We start from the raw sequence: 15,218 nt of genomic DNA on the forward strand, positions 1-15,218 counted from the left end.
AAGTAAGTAGACGAAAATAAATCAAAGTAGATTAAGTAATGTAAAAAATCTGGAGATGATTTCGTAGTAAGGGCTTCAGCCCTTAAATGAGGAATAAATTCCTCACTACAAACTTTGAATTATTCAAGCCGTTCTACTTATTAGGAAGAATTGAATTGATAAGCATTCTGAATATTAATTACTGATGTCAGCCTCCCCCCACTTGAAAACCCGTAAAATCTGTTTTTAGCTGACTGCTTAATACTGAAAAGCCATAACAACTTTCTTTGAGGAGATTTTATAATTCATGTTACAAGGTTGGATACAAATTGCATTGACATTAATTCTTGTCATTGCCACCACTCCTTTATTAGGGAGATATATCGCTCGCGTTTTTCTAGGAGAAAGCACACTGCTTGACTCTGTGTTAAATCCCATAGAAAGAATAATTTTTGTCTTAATTGGAGTTCGTCCTCAAGATGAAATGACAGGTTGGCAATATGCCAAAGCAGTGCTTTACAGTAATGTAGTTATGGGGATTTTGGTATTTACTATTTTGATGACTCAAGCATGGCTACCATTCAATCCGACAGGGTTAGGTACACCAACTTGGGATACAGCATTACACACGACTTTTTCTTTTCTGACTAATACAGATCAACAACATTATTCTGGAGAAACAACCTTCAGTTATGCCAGTCAAACATTCGCTTTGAGTTTTTTGATGTTCGTTTCATCAGCGACCGGTTTGTCGGTGGGAATTGCCTTTATTCGTGGCTTAACTGGCAGAACATTGGGTAACTTTTATATTGACATCACCAAGTCAATTACGCGGATTTTGTTGCCTATGTCAATCATTATGGGATTGTTATTGATCATGGCTGGTGTGCCTGAAACCCTTGCCGGAGTGGCAACAGCGACAACATTAGAAGGTGCTACTCAAGCGATCGCTCGCGGACCAGTTGCCCACATGGAAGCGATTAAACAAATTGGTGAAAATGGTGGTGGTTTTTTTGCCATAAATTCAGCACATCCCTTTGAAAATCCCAGTGGTTTTTCTAACTTATTGCAAACCTGGGGCATGATTTCTATCCCCACAGCACTAATTTACACCTATGGCATATTTGCTAACAATCTCAAACAGGCATGGTTAGCATTTTGGATGGTATTTACTATCTTTACCATCTTGTGGATTGTAACTACAATTGGTGAGTATCAAGGAAATCCCTTAGTTAATTCTCTTTTAGGATCACAACAACCCAATTTAGAAGGAAAAGAAGTAAGATTTGGTTGGGCGCAAAGTTCATTATTTGCAACTATTACCACCGGGACAATGTGTGGTGCTGTTAACGCACTTCTCGACTCATTTATGCCCCCAGGTGGATTTGTATTTCTCTTTAATTTATTCTTGCAAATAGTTTGGGGAGGTCAAGGAACTGGGACAGCATATTTATTTATCTACTATATTTTGGCAGTGTTTTTAACCGGCTTAATGGTAGGACGGACTCCAGAATTTTTAGGTCGCAAAATCGAGAAAAAAGAAATCGTTCTGTCCAGCGTTGTTTTATTAGTTCACCCCTTCGCCATTCTCATCCCTTGGGCAATAGTTTTTGCTTTTCCCGATGCGCTTTCAGGTATTAGTAACCCAGGCTTTCATGGCGTTTCTCAAGTAGTTTATGAATATGCTTCCGCAGCCGCAAATAACGGTTCTGGCTTTGAAGGACTAGCTGATAGTCAACCAGCAGCAACAGGACTTTGGTGGAATCTCAGTGCTAGTTTCAGTATTCTCGCAGGACGTTATATTCCCATTATTGCCTTGTTGCTATTAGCAGATAGTATGTCCAACAAACAACCAGTTCCTATGACTGCCGGTACTCTCAGAACCGACACTGGTTTATTCACTGGAGTTACAGGAGGAGTAATTTTAATTCTTGGGGCGCTGACTTTCTTTCCTGTATTAGTTTTAGGTCCAATTGCAGAATGGTTTTTAATTTCCAAATAAACTTATGACTTACACAAAATATGTTTCAATCTTTTATTTCTCTGCGTCCTCTGTGCCTCTGTGGTTCGTCCCTGACATTTTTGAATAACTAAACATCCATGAAAACTACAAAAACTCGACAAGAACGAAAACATACTCCCAAAGTTAAAAATACTGGAATTTATACTAGAGCATTTAAACAAGCGTTTGTCAAATTAGACCCACGCAATATGCTAAAAAATCCAGTTATGTTTTTGGTATGGGTGGGGACGATTGTTACAGCTTTAGTAACTATTGAACCGAATCTTTTTGGGGTTACTCGTGATAATAATCCGCGACTTTTTAACGGTCTAATTACCATAATTCTGTTCTTGACTCTTATTTTTGCAAATTTCGCCGAAGCGGTAGCAGAAGGACGAGGAAAAGCGCAAGCTGACTCATTACGGGCGACAAAATCCGATGTTGTAGCCCGAAAACTTCTCCCTGACGGTTCTATTCAAGAAGTTAATTCTGCTACTTTGCGTCGTGGTGATCAAATTAAAGTTATCGCTGGTGATGTTATCCCCGCAGACGGAGAAGTAATTGCTGGTGTGGCTTCTGTAGATGAATCTGCTATTACTGGAGAATCTGCGCCAGTTTTAAAACAACCAGGAACTGATATTGCTAGTTCTGTAACGGGAGGAACGCGCATTAATTCTGATGAACTAACTATTAGGGTAACATCAGATCCAGGTCAAGGTTTTATTGATAGAATGATTGCTTTAGTAGAAGGGGCTTCTCGCACTAAAACCCCCAATGAAATTGCCTTAACTGTACTTTTGGCAGTGCTAACTCAAGTTTTTTTATTGGTAATTGTCACACTACCAACAGTGTCAGTTTATGTTAAATCACCTGTGAGTATTGCGGTATTAATTGCCTTATTAGTGGCGTTAATTCCTACTACAATTGGCGGATTATTGAGTGCAATTGGCATTGCCGGGATGGATAGAGTGGCTCAATTTAATGTCATAGCCACATCTGGAAGGGCTGTAGAAGCCTGTGGAGATATTAATACTTTGGTTTTAGATAAAACGGGAACAATTACTTTAGGAAACCGCATGGCGGAGGAATTTATTCCTGTTAAGGGTCATTCCCTCAATGAAGTTGCTCAAATTTCCTTAGCGTCAAGTATTTTTGATGAAACTCCCGAAGGAAAATCAATTGTTAAATTAGCCGAATCATTAGGAGCAAAATTGAGTTTTAATCCCACAACTGCGGCAGGAATTGAATTTTCAGCAAAAACGCGTATGAGTGGCATTGATTTACCGAATGGTATCGAAATTCGCAAAGGGGCTGTAGATGCAATTAAAGGATTTGTGCGTTCTCGTAATGGACAATTAACCGCAGAACTTAATACGGCTTATGAGCGAGTTTCTAAATTAGGGGGAACACCATTAGCAATTTGTCAAAATGATGATATTTACGGTGTAATTTATCTTAAAGATATTATTAAACCGGGGATTAAAGAACGTTTTGATCAAATGCGAAGAATGGGAATTAAAACTGTGATGCTGACAGGAGATAACCGTCTCACTGCTTCTGTAATTGCCGAAGAAGCTGGTGTAGATGACTTTATTGCTGAAGCAACTCCAGAGGACAAAATTGAAGTAATTCGCAGCGAACAAGCACAAGGAAAATTAGTCGCTATGACTGGAGATGGTACTAATGATGCCCCAGCTTTAGCACAAGCGAATGTTGGTGTAGCAATGAATTCTGGTACACAAGCTGCAAAGGAAGCTGCTAATATGGTAGACCTGGATTCTGACCCGACAAAATTAATTGATATTGTCACTATTGGTAAACAATTACTAATTACCCGTGGGGCTTTAACAACTTTTTCTCTCGCTAATGATGTCGCTAAATACTTCGCAATTATTCCAGCAATTTTCCCTGGGATTGGGGTAAATGGTTTAAATATTATGGGTTTGGCAAGTACCCAATCTGCGGTTTTATCAGCTTTGATTTACAACGCTTTGATTATTCCGGCATTGATTCCTTTAGCATTAACTGGGGTGAAATTTCGTCCTCTCACTGCTAACCAACTTTTGCAACGGAACATCTTTATTTACGGATTAGGTGGCGTGATTGCTCCTTTTATTGCTATCAAAATTATTGACGTTTTCATTGTATCTATAGGATTAGCTTAATCAATGACAATTTCTAAAGGTCATCGTGTTCCTCTGGGTCTGTTTTTACTACTTTGCTTGAATTTATTATTAGCACCAGCAGTTCAAGCAGCGACTTCGGTAGCAGAATCGCGTTTTTCGGCTTATACAATTACTTTGTTGGGGCTTGTTACTCTATGTCTTTGTGTTTATTTGTTTGTGGTGATTTTTCAGCCTGAGAGGTTTTAATATGAACCATATTTTTTATTTCGCGCAAAGACGCTAAGGAGCAAAGGCGCAAAGGAAGAAATATATTTTGTTGTGGTTTTTTAAATTAGGGAGGTTTGAATATGAGTCAGAGACATCAAGTTAGTAAGGCGATTCGTTCGACTTTGGTTTTGTGGGTGATAACGGCTTTTATTTATCCGTTATTTATGTTGATTTCGGGACAAGTTGTTTTTTCTGATCAGGCTAATGGTAGTTTAATTAAAAATTCTCAAGGTGTGATTATTGGTTCAGCTTTAATTGGTCAACCTTTTGCCAGTGAAAAGTATTTTTGGGGTCGTCCTAGCACTACTAATTACAGCACAGCAGACCCTAAAAAGGATGAAGTTGGTGTTTTGAAGACGGGGGTATCTGGTGCTAGTAATTTAGCTCCCAGTAATCCAGCATTACTAGAACGTATTAATGGGAATGAAGGTGAAATTCAGCGACTTAAAAAAGCGGGTATCCAACCTACTGCGGATTTAGTTTATACTTCTGGTTCGAGTCTTGATCCTCACATTACTCCTGAAAGTGCTAAGGTACAAATTGCCAGAGTAGCAAAAGCGCGAGAAGTTGAACCAAAGCAGTTGGAAACTTTAATTTCTCAAAACACTGATGGTCGTTTCTTGGGTATTTTTGGTGAACCGGGAGTAAATGTTTTAAAACTAAATCTAGCGGTGGATAAAATTAGTAAATAAGTAGGAATTTCTTCATGTTTAATCCCTCTACCCCTTCTCCTGACAGTTCTTATATTCGTCCTGCTCGACGCGGAAAGCATAAAATTTTCATTGGTATGGCTCCCGGTGTGGGGAAAACTTATAGAATGCTAGAGGAAGCACATCAACTTAAAAAAGATGGTATTGATGTTGTTATTGGCTTTTTAGAAACTCATGGACGCAAAGATACGGCGGTAAAAGCGATAGGATTGGAGGTAATTCCTAGAAAAGTCATTATTCACAAAAATATCAACCTTGAAGAAATGGACACAGAGGGAATTTTTAAACGCTCTCCCCAACTGGTTTTAGTTGATGAATTAGCGCATACAAATATCCCCGGTTCAGCTAGAGAAAAACGCTATCAAGATGTAGAATTAATTTTAGCAGAAGGTATAGATGTTTACTCTACTGTCAACATTCAACATCTAGAAAGTTTGAATGATTTGGTAGCTAGAATTACGGGTGTTGTGGTGAGAGAACGTATCCCTGATCTTCTCTTAGATGAAGCTGATGCTGTTGTTGTGATTGATGTGACTCCAGAAACTTTAGAAGAGCGTTTACGGGAAGGTAAAATCTATACTCCTGATAAAATTGAGCAATCTTTAGAAAACTTTTTTCAGCGTCGTAACCTGATTGCTTTGCGAGAATTAGCATTGAGAGAAGTAGCGGATACGGTTGAAGAAGAAGCAAATACTTCCATTTCTGCTGGGCAAATTTGTAATGTCCATGAACGGGTTTTAGTATGTGTATCTACTTATCCCAATTCGATTCAATTATTACGGCGTGGGGCGCGACTTGCTAATTATATGAATGCCAAACTTTATACTCTATTTATTGCAGATCCTGAACGTTTTCTCAGTAAGGAAGAAAGTTTACACATTGATACTTGTGAAAAACTATGTCTTGAATTCGCTGGTGAATTTCTCCATATTAAAAATCACAATGTTTCTCAAACAATTGCCCAAATTGCCGCAACTTATCATATCACTCAGATAGTTATTGGTGAAAGTCATCAACCTCGATGGAAAAGATTTTTTAAACGCTCTTTTACACAACGCTTGCTGGAGTTAATCAGAAATCAAAACATAGATTTACATATTATCGCTACAGAGAAATAAATTTTAATATTTTTTAATCTATCTTCGATGAGATGCAATTTTTTTCTTTTTCGTCTAGCATAAATATCGAACATTAACTTAAATATCTATTCTCGCCAGTTACCCAAATTCTTTGTAGCCAAGCCGCGCTCGTTTCCCACTTACCGGGTATTCTTATGAAGTGTAAAATTTAATTACAAAACTATGCCATAAAAGGCTTTGACTCTTGACCCCTGTTGCATGATTGTTAGTAAATGTTAAGGATGCTTTTACCAAATATTAACCTAAAAAGCCGAATATACTCATTATCATTAGTTAGCAAGCTAACATCGAGGTATATATGTTTAACAGAATTTTAGTCGCAGTAGATCGCTCAGAAATGAGCATAAAAGTTTTTGAACAAGCTTTATCTTTAGCTAAGATCACATCTGCAAATTTAATGTTACTGCACGTTTTATCACAAGAAGAAGAAGGCAGTCCAGAGGCGCTGGTTTTCCCCAATATTGACTACTATCCCGGTTGGAATGAGCAAAGTTTTCAATTATACCAAGAGCATTGGGAAAAATTTAAAAATGAAGGCTTGCAAATGTTACAGTCATGGAGCACCCAAGCTAATAAATCTGGTGTTAATACGGAATTTACGCAAAATACTGGTAATCCAGGACGAATGATTTGTGAATTAGCCATTGACTGGAATGCTGACTTAATTATGATGGGACGACGGGGACGTTCTGGAATAGCGGAATTTTTCCTTGGTAGTGTGAGTAATTATGTTTTACATCATGCACCCTGTTCAGTGCAGATTGTTCATCCTCCTGTTGCTTCTAAAGCGGTAAATGTTACTTCAGCAGCTACTACATTGAGTAATTAATGCTCAATGAAGCTGCATAGAATCAGATTTCAAGAATTATTAACCGCAGATAAACGCAGATAAACACAGATAAAGAGGGATGAATATTTGTCGGGTGCGTCAGATATCAACAATCTGTTTATTTGCAGGATTTATGCCTTCTGACGCACCCGACAACAGGTTTTTAGTGTTACACTTGCGTGAAAAATATGAAAACATCAGTTCCACCTTCTTTAACTCATCCAAGTGGAGATAAGCGTTTAAAGATTTTAGACGCAACTATTAAGCGTCATCAATATCAACAAGATGCACTCATTGAAATTCTGCATCGGGCTTCTGAACTATTTGGTTATTTAGAACTGGATTTATTGCGTTACATTTCCCATAGTCTCAAGTTACCACCGAGTCGGGTTTATGGGGTAGCTACTTTCTATCATTTGTTTTCCTTAGCACCGAAAGGGGTTCATAATTGTGTGGTTTGTACGGGTACAGCTTGTTATGTTAAAGGCTCAACGGCGATCTTAACAAATGTGGAACAGTTTACGCAAATTCATGCAGGAGAAACTACTGCAAATGGTCAAATTTCTTTGATGACGGCTAGATGTTTGGGGGCTTGTGGAATTGCCCCTGCGGTAGTGTTTGATGGTGCTATTTTAGGTAATCAAACTCCAGAATCGGTTTGCGAAAAAGTGGGAGAATGGTGGCAAAATGGAACTAAATGAGTTATTAGAAATTGCCCAAACGGAACTTTCTCAACGGAAATCTGTGCAAGTTCGGTGTTGTACTGCTGCGGGTTGTCTCTCTTCTGATTCTCAAGCTGTGAAAGATAATCTCGAAGCATCTGTGAAAGCTGCGGGTTTACAAGATACTGTGCAAGTTTCTGGTGTGGGTTGTATGCGTCTGTGTTGTCAGGGACCATTGGTACAGGTAGAAAACCAGGAAAATTCACTCATATCGCAATTGTATCAAAAAGTTACCCCGGAAAATGCAGCCGAAATTATTGTGGGGGTAAATGGAGAAGTCACAAATTTACAACAGGGTGATTTAAATCAGCCATTTTTTAGCCGTCAATTGCCGATTGTTCTAGAAAACAGTGGTAAAATTGACCCGGAACGGATTCAAGCTTATATTGCGGCTGATGGTTATCAGGCCCTTTACCAAGTGCTACGGGAAATGAAACCTAGTCAGGTGGTAGAAACTATTACTAAAAGTGGTTTAAGGGGACGCGGTGGTGCTGGTTATCCCACTGGTTTAAAATGGGGAACAGTAGCAAAATCCGCCGGTGAGAGGAAGTTTGTAATTTGCAATGCTGACGAAGGTGATCCTGGTGCATTCATGGATAGGAGTGTATTGGAAAGTGATCCCCATCGAGTTTTGGAAGGGATGGCGATCGCTGCCTACTCTATCGGGGCAAATCAAGGCTATATTTATGTTAGGGCAGAATATCCTATTGCTATTCAACGGCTAGAAATTGCTATTCGTCAAGCCCAACACTTAGGGCTTTTGGGTTCACAAATCTTTGACTCTCCCTTTGATTTTAAAGTAGAAATTCGCATTGGTGCGGGCGCTTATGTCTGCGGTGAAGAAACGGCTTTAATGGCTTCCATTGAAGGTAAACGTGGTGTCCCTCATCCCCGGCCACCATACCCGGCTGAGTCCGGTTTATGGGGCTATCCGACGTTAATTAACAATGTGGAAACCTTTGCCAATATTGCGCCGATTATTCGTAAAGGTGCAGATTGGTTTGCTAATATTGGCATTGGTAAAAGCAAAGGTACAAAGGTATTTGCGTTAGCGGGAAACATCCGCAACACGGGTTTAATAGAAGTCCCAATGGGAACATCTTTGCAGAAAATTGTCGAGGAAATGGGAGGAGGTGTTCCCGACAATGGTATTGCTAAAGCAGTACAAACCGGCGGTCCTTCAGGGGGATGTATTCCTGCGTCGGCTTTTGCTACACCTGTAGATTATGAATCCTTAACCGCCTTGGGTTCAATGATGGGTTCGGGGGGAATGATTGTCATGGATCAAACTACAAATATGGTAGATGTCGCTCGCTTTTTCATGGAATTTTGCATGGATGAATCTTGCGGTAAGTGCATTCCTTGTCGTGTGGGAACTGTACAATTACACGGTTTATTAACAAAGATTAGTCAAGGAAAAGGTTCACTAGCTGACTTGGATTTATTGGAGGAACTTTGCGATATGGTAAAACACACAAGTTTATGTGGTTTAGGACAGTCTGCACCAAATCCAGTTTTTAGCACTTTGCGATATTTTCGAGATGAATATTTGGAATTAGTCAGTAGTTAGTGGTCAGTTGTCAGTTGTCAGTTGTTACTGGTAAGAGTTATTTACCAATTACCAAATTATTATGACTGTAAAAACTTTAACAATAAATGGGGAATTGATTAGCGCTCGTGAGAATGAAACCTTACTAGAAGCAGCACAGGAAGCGAGTATTCATATTCCTACATTGTGCCATCTAGAAGGTGTAGAAGATATGGGTGCTTGTCGTTTATGTTTGGTGGAAATTGCTGGTAGTAATAAATTACAACCTGCTTGCGTGACTAAAGTTACAGAAGGAATGGAGGTAAATACAAATAGTGATCGCTTACAAAAATATCGGCGGACAATTGTAGAAATGTTATTTGCCGAAGGTAATCATGTTTGTTCCGTTTGTGTTGCTAATGGTAACTGTGAATTACAAGATTTAGCCATAGAAATGGGCATGGATCATCTCCGCTTAGAATACCAAAATCCTCAGCGAACTGTTGATACTTCTCATCATCTTTTTGGCATAGATCATAATCGTTGTGTGCTTTGCACTCGCTGTATTCGGGTCTGTGATGAAATCGAAGGCGCACATACTTGGGATATGGCAGGAAGAGGATCAAAATCTCACGTAATTACTGATTTAAATCAACCTTGGGGAACTTCCCAAACTTGTACTTCCTGCGGTAAATGTGTGAATGCCTGTCCCACAGGAGCGTTATTTGATAAGGGTTCAAGTGTTGGTGAAATGAAACATGATCGGGGCAAAATTGAATTTTTAGTAACTGCACGAGAGAAAAAACAATGGAATTTTTAGTGCTTAGTTATTTGCAGAGAAATCAGATCCCCGACTTGTTCTTTGATGAGGTCAATAAGTAATGAATCAATATGAGAAGTTGGGGATCTTACAACGTCATTAGTCATTAGCAATAAGTTGAAATAAAATCTCATGTTACAGTATATGCAAATTCAAAAAATATTCAAGCGAATTCTATTAGTAGGAATATTGACAACATTGATATTCCTGGGTTTAGTAAATTTCACGTCACAGACAGTAATTGCTGCTGTTACTCAGATAGGAAACCCGCCCGAAGAAGTTATTTATCGCTCACAAGTTAAATTAGATGATCAATCAGGAAAAGTCTGGCAAGTTGTATTATTTAAACAAGTGTATTCTGATCAAACATCTAATATCAATCTTCGCCTAGTTGGCTTTCCTGGTTCTGCGGAATTAATTCACCCTCAACCGTTAAAAATTACTGCCAATACAGGTAAAGTGTGGAGTGCTAATGATATCTTTTTAGATAAAGCTCCAGCCCCTACAATTGGTCAATATGATTTCACAGATATATTATTCCAATTACCTTTAGAATCTTTAACTTTATCCATACCTCTTCCCGCTGCAAACTTCATTAATATCTCAGTTCCTATTCATGTTGTCAAAGAATGGCAATCATTAATTTCAACTGAAGAGGTAAAAAAATGACTAAAATTAAATTAGCAACAGTGTGGTTAGGTGGTTGTTCTGGCTGTCATATGTCATTCCTTGATTTAGATGAATGGTTAATAGACTTAGCTGCACAAGTAGATATAGTTTATAGTCCCATTGCTGATATTAAAGAATATCCAGAAGGTGTAGATATCGTATTAGTTGAAGGTGCGATAGCCAATGAAGAACATTTAGAATTAATTTACAAAATTAGAGAACGAACTAAAACAATAATTTCCTTTGGTGATTGTGCTGTTACTGGTAATGTCACCGCTTTGCGTAATCTTTCCGGTGGTGCTGAACCAGCCCTACAATTAGCTTATATTCAAGAGGCTTGTATTAATCAACAAATTCCCAATTCACCAGGAATTGTTCCCCCTTTACTAGATACAGTTGTTCCTGTGCATAAGGTAGTACCTGTTGATATTTATTTACCAGGTTGTCCCCCTTCTGCACCTCGCATTCGTGCCGCACTTGCACCACTATTAAAAGGAGAAAAACCGGAAATTTTCGGCCGAGAAATGATTAAATTTGGTTAATTAGTGATCACGACCAAATAAATATCTTCTTTCTTCTTCTTTCTCCTGACCCCTATTTTTTCTGAGGTAAATTATGTTAACAGCAGCAGATGTGATGACTAAAGATGTGGCAATGATTCGCAGTTCAGCCACAGTCAAAGAAGCAGTTGATTTAATGAAAGCTAGAGATTGGAGAGCATTAATTGTAGATCGTCGTCATGAACAAGATGCTTATGGAATTATCACAGAAAGCGACATTGTTTATAAAGTCATTTCCTACAGCAAAGATCCAAATAAAATCCGTGTTTATGAAATTATGACTAAACCTTGTATTGTCGTCAATCCAGAATTAGGTTTAGAATATGTAGCCAGATTATTTGCTAACCACCATCTCCGCCGTGCGCCTGTAATTAGTGGTAAATTATTAGGAATTATCTCACTTACTGACATCTTAGCCAGAAGTAGTTGTTTAGAACAACCGCGCTCATTTTTGTTAGAACAAGAATTACAAGATGAAATTAAAAAAGCTCGAATTGTTTGTGCAGAAAAAGGCATTAATTCCACAGAATGTGCAGCAGCTTGGGATGTAGTAGAAGAAATTCAAGCGGAAATTGCTCACCAACTCGCTGAAAAACCTCTCAAAACTGCCTTTGAAGATTACTGTGATGAATATCCAGAATTAGCAGAATCTAGAATTTATGATTTGTAGTTACTATACGTAGGTTGGGTAGAACAAAGTGAAACCCAACAAAATCTTTGATAATGTTGCGGAAATGTTGGGTAACATACGTCAACCCAACCTACAATTGCTTATTATTACCAATCACCGATTATTTATGAAGACAATCATTATTGACCCCGTTACTCGCATTGAAGGCCACGCGAAAATTAGCATTTATTTAGATGATGAAGGTCAAGTAAATGATGCTAGATTTCATGTCACTGAATTTCGCGGGTTTGAAAAATTTTGTGTCGGTCGTCCATTTCCAGAAATGCCAGGAATTACTGCGAGAATTTGCGGTATTTGTCCAGTCAGTCACTTATTAGCATCAGCCAAAACAGGCGATCGCATTTTAGCCGTCACAATCCCCAAAACAGCCACCCAATTACGCCGTTTGATGAATTTAGGGCAAATCATCCAATCTCATGCCCTCAGCTTCTTTCACCTCAGCGCACCAGACCTATTATTAGGTATGGATAGCGAACCCGAAAACCGCAATATTTTTGGTTTAATTGCTGCTGAACCAGAATTAGCCAGAGGTGGAATCCGTTTACGCCAATTTGGACAAGAAATCATTGAATTATTAGGAGGAAAAAAAATTCATCCTTCCTGGGCTGTTCCTGGTGGAGTTCGTGACCCTTTAACCACAGAAAATCGCACCCACATTCAGCAAAAAATTCCTGAAGCCAAAGCCACTGTAATTAGTGCCATAGCTTTATTTAAAACCCTATTAAAAACTTATGAGAAAGAAGCAAAAACCTTTGGTAATTTTCCGAGTTTATTCATGGGTTTAGTTAGTTCTGAAGGTTTATGGGAAACTTATGATGGACATATCCGATTTGTTGATAGTGGAGGAAACATCGTTGCTGATAATCTTGATGCTGCTAACTATCATGAATTTATCGGTGAAGCAGTTCAAGCAGACTCTTATTTAAAATCACCTTATTATCTTCCTTTAGGTTATCCTGATAGCAGTGATCATTGTCGTTTAGATAGTGGAATGTATCGCGTTGGACCCTTAGCAAGATTGAATATTTGTAGTCAAATTGGCACACCTTTAGCAGACACAGAATTAAAAGAATTCCGCAGTTATGAAAATGGTACTATTAAATCATCATTTTTCTATCATTATGCCCGGTTAATTGAAATTTTAGCAGCAATTGAACATATCGAAATTATCCTTGATGATCCAGATATTTTATCAACTCGTCTCTGTGCTGAAGCTGGTATTAATTGCCTAGAAGCTGTGGGTGTAAGTGAAGCCCCAAGGGGGACATTATTTCACCATTATCAAGTTGATGAAAATGGTTTAATGTTAAAGGTAAATTTGATTATTGCCACGGGTCAAAATAACTTAGCAATGAATCGTAGCGTTGCCCAAATTGCCCGCCATTTTATCCAAGGTGATAACATAAAAGAAGGAATGTTAAACCGTGTCGAAGCCGGAATTAGGGCTTTTGATCCTTGTTTGAGTTGTTCAACTCATGCAATGGGACAAATGCCTTTATTAATAGAAGTAGTAAATAACAATGGTGCTGTAGTTAATCAAATTTGCCGTAATTAAGTATTTAGATACCCGACTTCTTGAAGAAGTCGGGTATCTGGGGATCTGGTATTTTTATGATATAATTTAAGCTAAACTCATATTACCTAAATTTTATGACTGTTGCTACTGCTAAACGCTTTACCATAACTGAATATCACCGTCTAGCAGACCTTGACTTCTTCACGGAAGATGACAGAGTTGAACTAATTAAAGGTGAAATTATCAAAATGGCTGCAAAAGGTAAAGCACATTCTGTTTGTAATACTCGTTTATATAGAGAGTTATTCAAGTTACTGGAAGAAAAGGCTACTATCCGCGGACAAGAACCTATTATTATTAATGATAGCGAACCAGAACTAGATTTAACAATTGTTAAAAATACACCTGATGATTATTTTCTCAATCATCCCACTCCATCTGACATTTTCCTAATTATTGAAGTAGCTGATTCATCTTTAAAATATGACCAAGAAATAAAATTATCCCTATATGCAGAAGCCGATATTTCTGATTATTGGATTTTCAATTTAGTAAATTATTATTTAGAATGCTACAGTGACCCATATCAAGATTTACAAGGTAAATTTGGCTATCGTCACAAATCAATTATCCTCCCTAATGAGTCTGTCAAATTGCCATCTTTCCCGGAATTAATTTTAGATTTAACTAAAGTATTTCCAGGGAAAAATTAAGTTATAAAATTAAAATTTGCAAAAATTGATAAAATATGCTATTCTAATTGTCAAGTGATACAATGGGTTTTTTGTGACAATTTACAATATTGCCAGTATAAATAATAAGCGGCTATAGCAGCCGCACCAGTATCTATACAGATGGGTTACTTATGTTTACACCTGCTACAATAGGGTCAAAATTTGCGGGAAACCGGGTATTATGATCACAATCTGCTTTTTCTAAATGCGTCCCCTGTAAATTAGCTGTACGTAAATTTGCAGAAAATAACATTGCTCCGCGCAAATCTGCATTTTCTAAATTAGCTTCACTTAAATCAGCAAAACTCAAATCACATCCTCGCAGATTTGCACCACTGAGATTAGCTGTACTCAAATCAGCATAACTGAAATCAGAGCCTTTCAAGTCAAAATTTTGTAGATTAGCTTCTCCTAATTCTGCTTTTTCAAAGTCTCTTTTTCCGACTGCATATTCTTCTACAATGGTAGCAGTACTATTAATTGACTGTTGAAAATTAACTTCAGGCATAGAGCAGCCTCACAATTTATCTAAATTTTTTACGGAATTTCCAATCCTACCTACATTCATATTTTATCCCACATTCCGCACCCCAAACTGTCACAGAGGGAAATTCCGTAGAGAAAAATCAAAGGGAGCATCAAAACAAACATATAAAGTAAAAAAAGGCATTTGAGAAACAGTAAATCACCAAAAATGTCATCAAAACCTATTCTCAATAAGAAGCAATAAGAATGCACACCACCTGGAGAGGATAACAAATAAATAAAAGAAGATATTCAAGAAAAAATTATAAGTTAGACTAATTAATTAAACCCACATTCCGCACCCCAAAATGTTACAGAGGGAAATTACGGAGATGAAAATCAAAGGGAGCATCAAAACAAACAGATAAAGTGAAAAAAGGCATTTGAGAAACAGTAAATCA

At 38.0% G+C, this 15,218-nt stretch carries 15 protein-coding genes; 14 read left to right on the top strand and 1 reads right to left on the bottom strand.

Annotation, left to right across the window (positions count from 1 at the left end; genetic code table 11):
- Positions 1-286: 286 nt before the first annotated feature.
- The 14 genes from kdpA (at position 287) to PN450_RS17075 (ending at position 14,271) form a co-directional block, all read left to right on the top strand.
- Entirely contained in the window at positions 287-1,981 is a 1,695-nt protein-coding gene (gene kdpA / locus PN450_RS17010) for a potassium-transporting ATPase subunit KdpA (protein ID WP_271837018.1), read from the top strand.
- Between the two features lie 98 nt (positions 1,982-2,079).
- Positions 2,080-4,146 (top strand): potassium-transporting ATPase subunit KdpB, encoded by a 2,067-nt coding sequence (kdpB, locus tag PN450_RS17015; RefSeq protein WP_271837019.1) that lies wholly within the window; start codon positions 2,080-2,082, stop codon positions 4,144-4,146.
- A gap of 3 nt (positions 4,147-4,149) precedes the next feature.
- Complete coding sequence (gene kdpF / locus PN450_RS17020) at positions 4,150-4,353, top strand: K(+)-transporting ATPase subunit F (RefSeq protein ID WP_015079820.1); 204 nt, start codon at positions 4,150-4,152, stop codon at positions 4,351-4,353.
- A 101-nt stretch (positions 4,354-4,454) separates the two neighbouring features.
- Positions 4,455-5,066 (top strand): K(+)-transporting ATPase subunit C, encoded by a 612-nt coding sequence (kdpC, locus tag PN450_RS17025; RefSeq protein ID WP_271837020.1) that lies wholly within the window; start codon positions 4,455-4,457, stop codon positions 5,064-5,066.
- Between the two features lie 14 nt (positions 5,067-5,080).
- A complete protein-coding gene (locus tag PN450_RS17030) occupies positions 5,081-6,202 on the top strand; it encodes a sensor protein KdpD (protein WP_271837021.1) in 1,122 nt (373 codons plus the stop codon).
- Between the two features lie 319 nt (positions 6,203-6,521).
- Positions 6,522-7,052, top strand: a complete 531-nt coding sequence (locus tag PN450_RS17035; protein ID WP_148765407.1) for a universal stress protein — start codon at positions 6,522-6,524, stop codon at positions 7,050-7,052.
- A 188-nt stretch (positions 7,053-7,240) separates the two neighbouring features.
- Positions 7,241-7,753 (top strand): bidirectional hydrogenase complex protein HoxE, encoded by a 513-nt coding sequence (gene hoxE / locus PN450_RS17040; RefSeq protein WP_271837022.1) that lies wholly within the window; start codon positions 7,241-7,243, stop codon positions 7,751-7,753.
- Positions 7,740-9,344: a NuoF family protein gene (locus PN450_RS17045; RefSeq protein WP_148765410.1), complete on the top strand. Its 1,605-nt coding sequence runs from the start codon at positions 7,740-7,742 to the stop codon at positions 9,342-9,344. Before hoxE ends, PN450_RS17045 begins: the two co-directional genes overlap by 14 nt.
- Before the next feature lie 61 nt (positions 9,345-9,405).
- A complete protein-coding gene (hoxU, locus tag PN450_RS17050) occupies positions 9,406-10,122 on the top strand; it encodes a bidirectional hydrogenase complex protein HoxU (RefSeq protein ID WP_271837023.1) in 717 nt (238 codons plus the stop codon).
- A 132-nt stretch (positions 10,123-10,254) separates the two neighbouring features.
- Complete coding sequence (locus PN450_RS17055; protein ID WP_168696586.1) at positions 10,255-10,791, top strand: DUF3122 domain-containing protein; 537 nt, start codon at positions 10,255-10,257, stop codon at positions 10,789-10,791.
- Positions 10,788-11,333 (top strand): NADH-quinone oxidoreductase subunit B family protein, encoded by a 546-nt coding sequence (locus PN450_RS17060; RefSeq protein ID WP_271837024.1) that lies wholly within the window; start codon positions 10,788-10,790, stop codon positions 11,331-11,333. The genes PN450_RS17055 and PN450_RS17060 overlap by 4 nt, the downstream gene beginning before the upstream one ends.
- Positions 11,334-11,406: 73 nt before the next feature.
- Positions 11,407-12,021, top strand: a complete 615-nt coding sequence (locus PN450_RS17065) for a CP12 domain-containing protein (protein WP_148765414.1) — start codon at positions 11,407-11,409, stop codon at positions 12,019-12,021.
- 127 nt (positions 12,022-12,148) lie between these two features.
- The gene (locus PN450_RS17070) at positions 12,149-13,597 is read left to right on the top strand and encodes a Ni/Fe hydrogenase subunit alpha (protein ID WP_148765416.1); all 1,449 of its coding nucleotides are present in this window, start codon (positions 12,149-12,151) and stop codon (positions 13,595-13,597) included.
- 95 nt (positions 13,598-13,692) lie between these two features.
- The gene (locus PN450_RS17075) at positions 13,693-14,271 is read left to right on the top strand and encodes a Uma2 family endonuclease (protein ID WP_148765418.1); all 579 of its coding nucleotides are present in this window, start codon (positions 13,693-13,695) and stop codon (positions 14,269-14,271) included.
- 133 nt (positions 14,272-14,404) lie between these two features.
- On the opposite strand, the gene PN450_RS17080 is transcribed toward PN450_RS17075, so the two are convergent.
- A complete protein-coding gene (locus tag PN450_RS17080; protein WP_271837025.1) occupies positions 14,405-14,800 on the bottom strand; it encodes an Alr5209 family pentapeptide repeat protein in 396 nt (131 codons plus the stop codon).
- Positions 14,801-15,218 lie beyond the last annotated feature (418 nt).

The sequence above is a fragment of the Dolichospermum lemmermannii CS-548 genome (assembly GCF_028330815.1).
Taxonomy (GTDB): Bacteria; Cyanobacteriota; Cyanobacteriia; order Cyanobacteriales; family Nostocaceae; genus Dolichospermum; species Dolichospermum lemmermannii.